We start from the raw sequence: 12,388 nt of genomic DNA on the forward strand, positions 1-12,388 counted from the left end.
TTCCCGGCCCAGCATTGCTAGAGAGCAGGCCAGCATGAGGATTGGGCAGGGCCAGTGACGGAGACGGATGCCATTGTTGCGCTGATCGCGCTTTTCGAGCGCGAGGGCTATGCGCGTGTCGAGCCGCCGGTGCTCCAGCCAGCGGACGTGTTCATAGACCTGTCGGGCGAGGATATCCGGCGGCGCATGTTCGTGACGCAGGATGCGTCCGGCGCGGAGCTGTGCCTGCGGCCCGAATACACCATACCGGTCTGCCTCCAGCATCTGGCGCACCGGGGCGCCCAGCCCTCCGGCTATTCCTATGGCGGTCCCGTCTTCCGCATGCGCGCGGGCGAGAGCGGCGAGTTCCTGCAGGCAGGCCTCGAGTCCATCGGCCGGACGGATGTCTCGGCCGTGGACGCGGAAATCCTGAGCCTTGCCCTCGAAGGCCTCGCGCAGATCGGCGGCCCCGCCCCTGTGGTGAAGCTCGGCGACATGGGCCTTCTCCATGCCCTGATCGATGCGCTGGGCATCGCGCCCGCCGCCAAAAGACGAGTGATCCGCGCCATCGTGTCGGGTCAGGGGCTGGCGAGCCTCGCCGAGCCCGATGGGCCGGGAAGCCAAGAGCATGCGGGCCTCCTCGCCGCCATCGAAGGACAGGCGCCCCAGGCGGCGAAAGCCTTTGTGGAGGACATTCTCTCCATCGCGGGGATCGCCCGCGTCGGCGGCCGCAGCGCCGGCGAGATCGCCGAGCGTTTCCTGGCCCGCGCCGCGAACCGGACCGGCCTCGCCGACGAGGCCCGGGGGGTTCTGGAGCGTTATCTCACCATCGCGGGCGATCCGGATCAGGCCGCCGGCGCCGTCCGGGCGCTTGCCAGGGACGCGGGCCTCGACATCGATCCGGCCCTCACGACCTTCGAGGAGCGCACCGGCTTCATGGCCGCGCGGGGCCTCGATGTGGGCGCCTTCTCGTTTGCCGCCACCTTCGCCCGCAACATCGACTACTACACCGGCTTCATCTTCGAGGTGCAGGACCCGCGCCGCAGCGACGGCAAGCCCATCGTGGGCGGCGGGCGCTATGACCGGCTGCTGGAGCACCTGGGCGCAGAGGCTCCGATCCCGGCGGTCGGCTGCTCCTTCTGGCTCGACCGCATCCTGGGGAGGCCCTGATGTCCGACGCTCCTCTCATCCTGGCCGTTCCGTCCAAGGGACGCCTGCAGGAGAACGCGGCCGCGTTCTTCGCCCGCGCCGGCCTCGTCTTCACCCAGTCCCGTGGCGCGCGGGACTATCGCGGCACGCTCAAGGGCGTGCCCGACGTGGAAGTGGCCTTCCTGTCGGCCTCCGAGATCGTCAGCCAGCTTGCCTCCGGCACGGCGCATCTGGGCATCACCGGCGAGGACCTGATCCGCGAGCAGATCGCCGATGCGGACGAGGCGGTGGAGATGCTCACGCCGCTGGGCTTCGGCCACGCCAACGTGGTGGTCGCGGTGCCGCAGGCCTGGATCGACGTGCGCACGATGGCGGACCTCGACGAGGTCGCGGCCGATCTGCGCGCCCGCCATGGCCAGAAGATGCGGGTCGCGACGAAATACGTGAACCTCACCCGCCGCTTCTTCGCCGAGAAGGGCGTGGCGGATTACCGGATCGTCGAGAGCCTGGGCGCGACCGAGGGAGCGCCGGGGGCGGGCTCGGCGGAGCTGATCGTGGACATCACCACCACCGGGGCGACGCTGTCGGCCAATGCCCTAAAAATCCTCGACGACGGGGTGATGCTGCGCTCCGAGGCCAATCTCGTCGCCTCCGCCCGCGCGCCATGGACCGACAAGGCCCGCGCGGCCGCCACCGCCGTGCTGACGCGCATCGCCGCCGAGGAAGAGGCGCGCACCAGCCGCGAGGTGCGCGCGGCCCTCGATCCGGCGCGAGCATCCGCCCTCCTGTCCCTCGCGCGGGACCTGGGAGCGAGCCTGCCTTACGGCAATGCGCTCGGCCGCGAGGTTGTTCTGCACTGCCGGGCCACGACGGTGTTCGACATCGTGGCGGCCCTGCAGGGAATCGGCGCGCAGGACATCTCGGTGCGGGCCTTCGACTACCTGTTCCGCCCCACGAACGCGCTCACGGAGCGGCTGCTGAGGCGCATCGGGTGAAGGTCCGGTCGGGGCCTTCTTTCACGAAAGCTTCAGTTTAGGTGTGTTCTCTCACGGGAAGAGACGGCACAACATCACCTTGGGCGTTGCCTGAACGCTCAAGGCCCCTTATGGTCCCGGCGTTTTTCCGATGAAGAGGTTCCGATGAACGCACTTCGACTTGCGACATTTCTGGCGGTGATGGCCGCCGTCTCGGGAGCTCATGCCCAATCGGCCGCGACCCTTGGCCGGCCCGTGGGCCCCACCCGTCAGGTGGATCCCAAGGTGCCCCAGGCGGGCGAGGGCCCGGCCGGCAAGGTCTTCCCGCTCAACTCCTCCTGGGTTGCCGTCAGCCTGAACGGAAAGCCGTTCACCGGCGAGCGCCCGAGCTTCAAGCTCGACGACCAGCTGCGGGCCACGGGCTTCGGCGGCTGCAACACCTACGCCACCGCAGCCTATCCGCTGCGCGAGCAGGGATTGGCCGTCGGCCCCTTCGCCCTGACCAAGAGGAGCTGCGACAAGTCCGCCATGGCCATCGAGCAGGCCTTCCTGGTGGCGCTCCGCTCCTCCGGCAAATGGGAGATCCAGGGCCGCAACCTGATCATCCGCACCCAGAACGGCGGCCAGCTGCTGTTCGAACGCTCGCTGTAAGACGCCCGATCCGATATGAATGCGAAAGGCCGGCGCGAAGCCGGCCTTTCTCGTTTCGGTCCTGATATCCCGGACGGCGCAGCCGATCCGGCTACTCCGCAGGCTCGGCCTGCCGCATGTCCACAGGCGTCGAGAGCCCGCCCTCGGTCTTCTTCATGTCGATGCGGCGGTCATGATAGGCCGCGAGGGTCGAGCGGTGGCCGATGGAGACCACGGTCGTGTCCGGCAGCTTCTCCTTGATGATGCGGTAGACCTCCGCCTCCGTGGGCTCGTCGAGGGCCGCCGTCGCCTCGTCCAGGAACAGCCAGTCGGGCTTCGTCAGGAGCGCGCGGGCGACCGCGAGGCGCTGTTGCTCGCCGAGCGACAGGGTCTGGCCCCAGTTGCGCTCCTCGTCCAGACGGTCGGCAAACTGCGGCAGCTTGGCGGAGCGCAGGGCCTCCGCCATTTCCGGATGCGTGTAGGCATCGATCTTGCCCGGATAGGTGACCGCGTCCCGCAGGGTGCCGATCGGAATGTAGGGCCGCTGCGGCAGGAGCATCATGGTCTGCCCCTCCGGCACCAGCACCTCGCCCTCGCCGAAGGGCCAGATGCCCGCGATGGCGCGGAACAGGGTGGACTTGCCCGACCCTGAGGGCCCCGTCATCAGGGTGCGCTCGCCGGGACGGAAGGCGAGCCCGTCCGCGCGCAGCAGGGCGCTGCCGTCGGGCAGGCGGACGTCCAGGTTGTTGAGGCGCAGCTCCCGGCCGGCGGCCTGGGTGATCGCCAGCTTGCTCTCGCCGCCCACGCGCTGCGCCGACGCGATCGCGCCCTCGAAGGTGGTGAGGCGGTCGAGCACGGCCTTGTAGTCGGCCAAGGTCGTATAGATCGTGATGAAGTAGGTGAGCGCCGACTCCACCCGCGAGAAGGCGCCGACCACCTGCTGCATCTGGCCGAGCGAGATCTTGCCGACGAAGTAGTAGGGAGCGGTCAGGATGTAGGGCACCACCACGTTGGCCTGGAAATAGGCCGAGGTGAAGGTGTTGAGCTTGATCAGCCGCACCACGATCTGCATGTAGTTGTCGACGATCTGCCGAAACCGCCGGGCAAGGCCCTCGCGCTCCGCCGGTTCGCCGGACAGAAGCGCCACCTGCTCCGTGTACTCGCGCAGGCGCGCCAGGGAAAAGCGGTAGTTCGCCTCCACCCGCTCCTGCTCGAAGTTGAGGCCGATGAGCGGCCGCCCGATCAGGTGCGTGATCCAGGTGCCGAGGATCGCATAGCCCGCGCAGACCCAGACCAGCAGGCCCGGCACCTCCACATCCGTGCCCGGGAAGGTGAAGCCCGCCGAGATCGTCCAGAGGATGGCCACGAAGGAGACCAGGGTCGCGGCCTGGTTCATGAGGCCGACGGAGAGCGAATAGGTGCTCTCGACGAACTTGCGCAGGTCTTCCGAGATGCGCTGGTCCGGGTTGTCGGCGCCCCGCCCGATGAGCTGCATCCGGTAATGGGCCCCGTCGCCGAGCCACTCGCCCACGTAATAGGTGTTGAGAAAGGCGCGCCAGCGGATGGTGAGCACGTTCTGCAGCAGCACCTCCGTGAGGGCGGCGATCACGAACACCACGGCAAGCGGCGTGAAGATGACGAAGAGCTGATACCAGAAGGCTGCCGCGTCCTTGGCCTCGAGCGCATTGAACATATCGCGCGAGAAGAAGCTGAGGCGGACGTTGAGGGCGACCTGGGCGAGGTTGAGGGCAATCAGGATGCCGATGATCCAGGTGCCGATCGTGCCCTCGCGGGCGCGCACCAGGCCGATGAACGGGATCTGGATCAGGCTGTCGGCCTGGGAGTCGAGATAGCGGTCGGTGATGCGGCAGATGGTGCGCACCACGGGCACGTAGGAGAGGCCGTAGATGATGGCCCCGAAGGCGGTCGCGCCCAGCGCCGCCGAGGGCGGCGGAACATAGCCCGTGTAATCGCCCGTGATCGCGCCCAGCACCGCTCCGAAGATCAGCCCAAGCAGCACGAGATGCGTGGCCGCGAGCATGACGAGGAAGATGCGCAGGAATTTCGGAATGCCGCGACCCACATAAAGGATCCCGGCCAGCGCCAGGGTCGAGAGCGGCAGATAGAACGGAACCCCGACGGCTCCGGACAGGGAGGCTGCCAGGACGCTCAAACCTATAAGTGCCAGCGCGATGCTCGCCTTGATCATACACTTCTCCTGCCGAGATCCCGTCCTCGGCGCCAAAACCTGGGAGCAGCCGGATCAATCGTGCTTGTGGCGAAAGAAAGGAGGAACTTCCTCCTTGGGCAAGCGATAGCAGTCTTGTGACCTTTGGAACAGGCCGCTAAGAAGCCGCACACGTTCTTCAAAACAAATTGTCCTGTTTAAAGAACGAAAAGGTTGACTTAGAGAACAAGACGTCGCATCTATCGGCCATCGAACTGAGAGCGACCCCATGAATGCCCCCCTCGGATATATTGGCGACCGGCCGTCGCAGCGACTGATCCCTGCCGAGCCCATCGTGCGGCTGGAGCGCATCTCCAAGACCTTCCCCGGCCGCGACGGGCAGCCTGTCACGGCCCTGCGGGAAACTGATCTTTCCGTGCAGCAGGGCTCGATCCTCGGCGTGATCGGCCGCTCGGGTGCCGGCAAATCGACCCTGATCCGCCTCGTGAACGGCCTGGAGAAGCCCACCACCGGCAAGGTCATCGTGGACGGAGCGGACATCGCGGCCCTTCCCGAGGCTGCCCTTCGCCATGCCCGCCGCTCCATCGGCATGATCTTCCAGCACTTCAACCTGCTCTCCTCGCGCACGGCCGCCCAGAACGTGGCCCTGCCGCTCGAGGTGGCGGGCTACGACAAGGCGGAGATCAGGACGCGGGTCGAGGAGCTGCTCGCCCTCGTGGGCCTCACCGACAAGCGCAACCGCTACCCGTCCGAATTGTCGGGCGGCCAGAAGCAGCGGGTCGGCATCGCCCGCGCGCTCGCCACCAAGCCGAAGGTTCTCCTGTCGGACGAGGCCACCTCGGCCCTCGACCCGGAAACCACCCGCTCGATCCTGGACCTGCTCGGCCGCATCAACGCGGAGCTGGGCCTGACGATCCTGCTCATCACCCACGAGATGGCCGTGATCCGCTCCATCGCCCGCGAGGTCGCGGTGATCGAGGGCGGGCGCATCGTCGAACAGGGCGACGTGTTCGAGGTATTCACCCGTCCGCAGCACGAGGTGACCCGCTCCTTCCTGGCCGACGAGGCGGGGCGCGCGCTGCCGCCTTATGTGGCAGGCCGCCTTCGCTCCGAGGCATCGCCGGGCAGCCAGGCGGTCGTCCGGATCGGCTTTCGCGGCCCGCACGCGACGGATCCGGTGCTGTCGCGCCTCGCGCGCGATCTCAACATCGAGACCAACATCCTGTCGGGCTCGGTGGATGAGATCGCAGGCCGCCCCTTCGGCACTCTCGTCGTCGGCGTGCCGGAAGCCGCGCTCGCCACCACCCTCGATTTCCTGAAGCAGTACGGTCTCGACACGGAGGTGCTCGGCCATGTCGCCTGAGATGATCCGCCTTATCGCCGCCTCCACCGGCGAAACCCTCTACATGGTCGCCGTGGCGGCCCTGATCGCCACCGCCTTCGGCCTTCCGCTCGGCATCTTCCTGGCCACCAGCGGCAAGGGCGAACTGTTCGCGGCCCCCTGGGTCAACCGGGTGCTCGGCGTCGTCGTCAACGCCACCCGCTCGACGCCCTTCATCATTCTCGTGGTTGCGATCATTCCGTTCACCCGCCTGATCGCCGGCACCTCCATCGGCACCAGCGCGGCCATCGTGCCGCTGACGATCGCCGCCACGCCCTTCATCGCCCGCCTGATCGAAGGCGCGATCCGGGAAGTCGACCAGGGCCTCGTCGAGGCGGCGCGCGCCTTCGGCGCAAGCCCGCTCCAGATCGTCCTCAAGGTTCTGGTCCCGGAGGCCCTGCCCGGCATCGTGCTCGGGCTGACGCTCGCCATCGTGTCGCTTCTCGGCTTCTCGGCCATGGTGGGCGCGGTGGGCGGCGGCGGGCTCGGCGATCTGGGCATCCGCTACGGCTACCAGCGCTTCATGCCCGAGATGATGCTGGCCGTGGTGGTCGTTCTCATCGTCCTCGTCCAGGCGGTGCAGACCATCGGCGACCGCCTGGCCCGGCACCTCAACAAGCGCATCCGGCACGCCTGACCGCTTTTTCAAGTTCAATCCTAGGAGCACCCCCATGTCCCTGAAGACCCTGGGCCTCGCCGCCCTGCTCTCCCTCGCCGCCCTGCCCGCCGCCGCGCAGACGCAGACCGTCCGCATCGGCGCCACCCCCGGCCCGCACGCGCAGATCCTCGAAGCCGTGAAGCCCATCGCGGCCCAGAAGGGCATCGACATCAAGATCGTGGAGTTCTCCGACTACGTGGTGCCGAACACGGCCCTGGCCTCCGGCGACATCGAGGCGAACTCGTTCCAGAACCAGCCCTATCTCGACAACCAGGTCGCCGACCGCGGCTACAAGATCGAGAGCGTGGGGCTCACCGTGAACTTCCCGATCGGCATCTACTCCAAGAAGCACAAGAGCCTGGACGCCCTGCCGAGCGGCGCCACCATCTCGATCCCGAACGACCCGACCAACGGCGGCCGCGCCCTCATCCTCCTGCAGGACAAGGGCCTGATCAAGCTGAAGGAAGGCACAGGCTACAAGCCGACGCCCCTCGACGTGACCGACAACCCCAAGAAGCTGAAATTCGTCGAGATCGAAGCAGCCCAGGGACCGCGCGTGCTCGCCGACGTGGATGCGGCCGTCATCAACACCAACTATGCCACATCGGGCGGCCTCGACCCGGTGAAGGATCCGATCGCCCGCGAGAACCCGAAGGGTCCCTACGTGAACCTCATCGCCGTGCGCAGCGAGGACAAGAACAAGCCCTGGGTGAAGGCTCTGGTCGAGTCCTACCACACGCCCGAGGTGAAGAAGTTCATCGAGGAGAAGTTCAAAGGCTCGGTGCTCACCTCCTGGTAAGCGCCGCTCTATAGCCCTTTAGGAAGCCGGTCCCATGGGGCCGGCTTTTTTCATGCGCCTATTTCTGGCGCGGCTCCTGCAAGCGCTCCCCGGCCGACAGGAATTGCCCGGACCGCTTGGCCCTCACGGCCTCCAGCAGGGTCCAGGCGGCGTTGCGCACCTCGTCCTGCACGGCATTGTCCCGGTCGAGTTCCTCATGGCTGGTCGCGTAAGGCTTCCAGTAGCCGATGTAGCGGTCGACCTCGGCCAGGGCTCCGGCGGGCACCAGATCCATGGCGCGCAGCCAATCGGACAGGCTGCGGCGAACGTCGCTGGCGCCCTCGGCATCCCCGTGAACGATGACCGAGAACATGCGGCCCGCCAGGTGCTTGGGATAATCCCAGCCCTTCAGCTCCATCTCCTTGGCCTGGTCCGTCTTCTTGCCGTGGGTGGAGGTCGGGTCCGGGTTGCCCCCGTCGGCGCAGACGAGCCTGTCCATCATCAGCTTCAGGGGCGAGGAGACCTGGTACCAGTTGACCGGGGTGACGATCATGACCCCATGGGCTGCGACCCACCGGGGATAGATCTCGTTCATCCAGTCATGCGCCTGCCCGAGGGAGTGGTTGGGATAGCAGGAGCACGGCCAATGGCAGAGCGGCGCCGCGGTCGAGAAGCAGGCCTTGCACGGGTGGATGTGGCGGCCGTACTCGGAGGTGAGACGGCTGAGTTCGAGCACCTCGACTTCTGTGTTCTCGGCGCTCCCGAGAACCTGCCGGGCCACGTCGACGAGGCGATAGCTCTTTGACATCTCGCCGGGGCATGTGTGCTCGCTGCGCGAAGACGCCACGATCAGGAGAAACCGGTCGGGACCTGCCTGGTCCTCGTGCCGCTTCTGCGCCTCGTCGATCGCCTCCTTCGCGGCAATCCAGTCGACGGAAAAATCGTAATCGGGGTCGGTGAATCCAGGCCCCGCCTTGCGGGTTTTCGGGCTCTTGCGGTGATGGCTGTAGGCATCCCAGGCCGCGTCGGCGATCCGCTGGAGCTCGCCCTTGAGCGGCTCGAAGGCGGGATCCAGGAACTGCTGGAGGAATCTTTTTCGGAATTCGCCCTCGTCGAGGGTCGGATCGGGGGTGCCCTTCCGCGCTTCTGGAGTGATCAAGAGGCTCTCCTGCCGAGAGGGACCGAACGCTAAGCTTGCAACGCAGGGTTCCCATGTCCGTTCCGGCATACCTCTCCCGTCATGCCATCACTATTTGCTTATCGGGCGGCGGCCCTACCTTCCTGCCGCAACTTCAATGGAGCAGCCGATGTCAGCCATACCCACGATCCGCCTGAACGATGGAAACGCCATGCCGCAATTCGGCTACGGCGTCTGGCGGGTCTCGAACGAGGAAGCGGCGGCGGCTGTGGGCGAGGCCATCAAGGCCGGCTACCGCTCCGTCGATACGGCTGCGATCTATGGGAACGAGGAGGGCGTGGGAGAAGCCATCCGCGCCGCGTCTGTTTCCCGCGACGAGCTCTTCATCACCACGAAGGTGTGGAACAACAATCACGGCTACGACAACACCCTGCGGGCGTTCGACGAAAGCCTGGGGCGCCTGCAACTCGATTTTGTGGATCTCTACCTGATCCATTGGCCCGTGGCCGGAAGCGACGCCTATCGCGACACCTGGCGCGCCCTGATCAAGCTGAAGCAGGATGGCCGCGCAAGGTCCATCGGCGTGTCCAACTTCATGGTGGAGCACCTGCGGCGCCTGATCGACGAGACGGGGGTGACGCCTGCGGTCAACCAGATCGAGCTGCATCCGCGCTTCCAGCAGAAGGAACTGCGCGCCTTTCATGCGGCGAACGGAATCGCGACCGAATCCTGGAGCCCGCTCGGCCAGGGCAGCCTCGTGACCGACGAGACCCTCGCGGGGATCGGCCGCAAATACGGCAAGACCCCGGCCCAGGTCATCCTGCGCTGGCACCTGGACAACGGCCTCGTCGTGATCCCGAAATCCGTGACGCCCTCCCGCATGCGGGAGAACATCGACGTGTTCGATTTCAAGCTCGATGCGGACGATATGCGCGTCATCGAGGGCCTCGACGACAAGGGCGGCCGCGTCGGCCCCGATCCCGCCGTCTTCGGCTGACGGCAGGGGCTACAGGCGGCTCTTTGCAGGATCGCCCGTAGCCTCGAACTGCCTGTAGATCGCCTCCGCGATGGGCAGGAGCTGCGCGCGCTCCGTTCTCGCGGAGACCACGTAGGACAGGCCGTTGTCGATCCAGGAAAAGGCGGACACGTCGCCCTCCGTCTCGAAGCGGAACGACGTCTGCTCCGCGCCGCCGCCGGCCCGGGCATAGAGCGTCAGGCGGTTGCCGCCCTCGTTCTCGTACATGAAAAGAGCGGCGGCTTGGCCGCTATCCGGCAGAAGCCGCCCGCCGATCAGACGATAGCCCTGGGCGCCCAGGTTGGGCGCCACGAGGGGCCTGCCCACACGGCGCGACAGCCATTGCACGAGATGGGCCTCCTGATCGCCAGGAACCTCGACGGGGTGAAGCCGCTCGCTCACATAGATGCGGTGGGCCGCGATCGCACTGTCGGCCGCGCTCGCGATCGTTTGTCCCTGCCGGCCCGACGACCACCATGCTCCTCCCGCGGCGCCGAGCACCGCACCGATGGCGAGCCACGCCATGGCGGCCGCCACGGTCGCGGGCCGAACGAGCGAGCGGCGCCGCCGGGCGGCTACGAGATTGGCGATCCGCAGGCGTGAAGGAATGGGCTCCTCGGCCTTGAACGCCAGCCGTTCCCGCAGCGCCCTGCGCTGCTCGATCTCACACTCGACCTGGGCGGCCATGACCGGACGGGCCGCAAGATAGGCCTTCACGGCCTCCAGCCGCGCGGGCGCGAGCCTGTCATCGACGAAGGCCTGCAGATCGTCCTCTCCGATGGGTCGCTCGCCCGTCACTTCACTCTCCTGAGAACGGCGCTGCGCCCGTTTTCCATGAACTCTCTCAATCTCGCCCGCGCCCTGCTGAGCCGGGACATCACCGTGCCGAGCGGAATGTCCAGCACCTGCGCCGCCTGCTCGTAGGACAGGTCCTCGACGCCGACCAGAAGCAGCACCGAACGCTGCTCCTCGGACAGGGCGTCGAGCCCGGTCAGAACATCGTGCAAGTCGGCGCGGATCTCCGGCCCGCCGTCAGGGGCCGGAACGTCATCCAGAGCATCCTCTCCCAGGTGAACGCCGCGGCTCCTGCGATGCCGCAGCGAGCTGAGAAACAGGTTGCGCTGGATCGCGAAGAGCCAGGCCCTCAGGTCACCGTCGAGCCGTCGCTGGTTCCAGCGGCTGATGGCGCGCTCCAGGGTGTCCTGGACGAGGTCGTCCGCGGTCTGGTCGTCGCGCAGCAGGGCCCAGGCGTAGCGCCTTAAGGCCGGAATCTGCGGTTCGAGCAGCGAGGCGATCTCGTCCAAGGTCAAACTTTCATCCGTCGGGCCTCATTCAATGATGAGATGCCCCGTCAGGCAAGACTATGGTGCCGCCACATGCCAGACATTGTTCACGCCGTCGCCCGTGACCTCGCCGGGCTTGGTATCCTTCACCCAGGTATAGAGCGGCTTGCCTTTGTAGGCCCACTGCTTGGCGCCGTCGTCACGGGTGATCACGCTCCAATCGCCGGAGGCCGACGCGGACGCATCCGCCATGAGCGGCGGCCAGTTTTGAGCGCATTGACCGTTGCAGGCCGACTTGCCGGCCGCATCGCGGTCGAAGGTGTAGAGCGTCATTCCCTTGGCGTCGACCAGAGCCTTGCCCTTGCTCGTGTCCGCCATTTTCGCCGGGGCGGCCGTCTGGGCCAGCGCGCAGGTCGCGGCGACCAGAAGTCCTGCCAGGATGGTGGGGCGCAAAATCTGCTTCATGGGTGTCCTCCCGAGGTCGAGACCATGACCTCATCCTCAAAGACACCTCTCAGGGCGGCTTTATTCCCCCACCCCGCAAGAACTTTCGGCTGTTATCGCCCCATCGGGTTGAAGCGCGCGGGATCGTCGAGCGGCTCGCGCAGTTCGATCCTGTGGCGGCCGTTGTCGCGGATCTGCGCCACCCGGTAGCTGTCCTCCAGCTGGTCTTCGGGCGGCTGGAGGATGTCCACACCCATCTCGCTCAGGCGGGCAACCTCCTTGTCCACGTCGGGAACGATCAGGCTGATCACCGGGGCGCCGGTTGCCCGCACGGCCGCGGTGGCATCGGGATCCTGCGGCAGAACGTGATCGGTCTCGTTGATCTCGAGCAGGAAGCCGCTCTTCTCCAGGACGGCCTTGCGCCCGGGAACGAGGCTCTGGCTGCCGATCAGCCGGAAGCCCAGGGTGTCCCTGTACCACCGGACGCTTTCGTCGAAGTCCGGCGTCCGGATGGCGGCCGAGGTCGGCGTCGGCTCGGAGGCCGCCCGGGCGTGCCCGGGAGAGGCAAGGCCGAGGCAGGCGGCCATGAGGGGGGCGACCAGACCCGCTCCCAGCAGACGCCGCCACTCCGGAAAGATTCCTTGCCCTGCTCTCACGTTACAGCCCTCGCTTAGCCACCTATCACTTAGCCGTATACACATGAACGCACGGAAGGGCAGATCGTTTTATCGGACCTCACGGCTTTGGGAACGGGCGCGCTCCAGAGCATCT

Annotated in this window: 13 protein-coding genes; 7 read left to right on the plus strand and 6 right to left on the minus strand. The window is 66.9% G+C overall.

Annotation, left to right across the window (positions count from 1 at the left end):
- Nucleotides 1-54 precede the first annotated feature (54 nt).
- The 3 genes from JKG68_RS12715 to JKG68_RS12725 all read left to right on the plus strand — a co-directional run bounded on the left by JKG68_RS12715 (nucleotide 55) and on the right by JKG68_RS12725 (nucleotide 2,753).
- The gene (locus JKG68_RS12715; protein ID WP_202059914.1) at nucleotides 55-1,149 is read left to right on the plus strand and encodes an ATP phosphoribosyltransferase regulatory subunit; all 1,095 of its coding nucleotides are present in this window, start codon (nucleotides 55-57) and stop codon (nucleotides 1,147-1,149) included.
- Complete coding sequence (gene hisG, locus JKG68_RS12720) at nucleotides 1,149-2,123, plus strand: ATP phosphoribosyltransferase (RefSeq protein ID WP_202059916.1); 975 nt, start codon at nucleotides 1,149-1,151, stop codon at nucleotides 2,121-2,123. Before JKG68_RS12715 ends, hisG begins: the two co-directional genes overlap by 1 nt.
- A gap of 144 nt (nucleotides 2,124-2,267) precedes the next feature.
- Nucleotides 2,268-2,753 carry an META domain-containing protein gene (locus JKG68_RS12725; protein ID WP_202059918.1) on the plus strand — a complete coding sequence of 162 codons (486 nt, stop codon included), beginning with the start codon at nucleotides 2,268-2,270 and terminating at the stop codon, nucleotides 2,751-2,753.
- A gap of 91 nt (nucleotides 2,754-2,844) precedes the next feature.
- Here the strand turns inward: JKG68_RS12725 and JKG68_RS12730 are convergent, their stop codons facing one another.
- Nucleotides 2,845-4,941 (minus strand): ABC transporter ATP-binding protein/permease, encoded by a 2,097-nt coding sequence (locus JKG68_RS12730; protein ID WP_202059920.1) that lies wholly within the window; start codon nucleotides 4,939-4,941, stop codon nucleotides 2,845-2,847.
- Between the two features lie 247 nt (nucleotides 4,942-5,188).
- Between JKG68_RS12730 and JKG68_RS12735 the strand changes: the two genes are divergently transcribed.
- The 3 genes from JKG68_RS12735 to JKG68_RS12745 are packed head-to-tail and all read left to right on the plus strand — an operon-like array spanning nucleotide 5,189 to nucleotide 7,758.
- Nucleotides 5,189-6,283 carry a methionine ABC transporter ATP-binding protein gene (locus JKG68_RS12735; protein WP_202059922.1) on the plus strand — a complete coding sequence of 365 codons (1,095 nt, stop codon included), beginning with the start codon at nucleotides 5,189-5,191 and terminating at the stop codon, nucleotides 6,281-6,283.
- A complete protein-coding gene (locus JKG68_RS12740; RefSeq protein ID WP_202059924.1) occupies nucleotides 6,273-6,938 on the plus strand; it encodes a methionine ABC transporter permease in 666 nt (221 codons plus the stop codon). The genes JKG68_RS12735 and JKG68_RS12740 overlap by 11 nt, the downstream gene beginning before the upstream one ends.
- A 34-nt stretch (nucleotides 6,939-6,972) precedes the next feature.
- Nucleotides 6,973-7,758, plus strand: a complete 786-nt coding sequence (locus tag JKG68_RS12745) for a MetQ/NlpA family ABC transporter substrate-binding protein (RefSeq protein ID WP_202059925.1) — start codon at nucleotides 6,973-6,975, stop codon at nucleotides 7,756-7,758.
- 58 nt (nucleotides 7,759-7,816) lie between these two features.
- Here the strand turns inward: JKG68_RS12745 and JKG68_RS12750 are convergent, their stop codons facing one another.
- Nucleotides 7,817-8,896, minus strand: coding sequence for a flavodoxin family protein (locus JKG68_RS12750; protein ID WP_246515381.1), 1,080 nt, complete (start codon nucleotides 8,894-8,896; stop codon nucleotides 7,817-7,819).
- A 148-nt stretch (nucleotides 8,897-9,044) separates the two neighbouring features.
- Here JKG68_RS12750 and JKG68_RS12755 point away from each other — a divergent pair, with 148 nt between their 5' ends.
- Nucleotides 9,045-9,872, plus strand: coding sequence for an aldo/keto reductase (locus JKG68_RS12755; RefSeq protein WP_202059930.1), 828 nt, complete (start codon nucleotides 9,045-9,047; stop codon nucleotides 9,870-9,872).
- A 9-nt stretch (nucleotides 9,873-9,881) separates the two neighbouring features.
- On the opposite strand, the gene JKG68_RS12760 is transcribed toward JKG68_RS12755, so the two are convergent.
- The 4 genes from JKG68_RS12760 to JKG68_RS12775 all read right to left on the minus strand — a co-directional run bounded on the left by JKG68_RS12760 (nucleotide 9,882) and on the right by JKG68_RS12775 (nucleotide 12,273).
- Nucleotides 9,882-10,688 carry an anti-sigma factor family protein gene (locus tag JKG68_RS12760; protein ID WP_202059932.1) on the minus strand — a complete coding sequence of 269 codons (807 nt, stop codon included), beginning with the start codon at nucleotides 10,686-10,688 and terminating at the stop codon, nucleotides 9,882-9,884.
- Nucleotides 10,685-11,194, minus strand: a complete 510-nt coding sequence (locus JKG68_RS12765) for an RNA polymerase sigma factor (RefSeq protein ID WP_202059934.1) — start codon at nucleotides 11,192-11,194, stop codon at nucleotides 10,685-10,687. Before JKG68_RS12765 ends, JKG68_RS12760 begins: the two co-directional genes overlap by 4 nt.
- A gap of 57 nt (nucleotides 11,195-11,251) precedes the next feature.
- Complete coding sequence (locus tag JKG68_RS12770; protein ID WP_202059937.1) at nucleotides 11,252-11,638, minus strand: COG4315 family predicted lipoprotein; 387 nt, start codon at nucleotides 11,636-11,638, stop codon at nucleotides 11,252-11,254.
- A gap of 92 nt (nucleotides 11,639-11,730) precedes the next feature.
- Nucleotides 11,731-12,273, minus strand: a complete 543-nt coding sequence (locus JKG68_RS12775) for a VOC family protein (protein ID WP_202059939.1) — start codon at nucleotides 12,271-12,273, stop codon at nucleotides 11,731-11,733.
- Nucleotides 12,274-12,388: the final 115 nt, after the last annotated feature.

The sequence above is a fragment of the Microvirga aerilata genome (assembly GCF_016743775.1).
GTDB lineage: Bacteria > Pseudomonadota > Alphaproteobacteria > Rhizobiales > Beijerinckiaceae > Microvirga > Microvirga aerilata.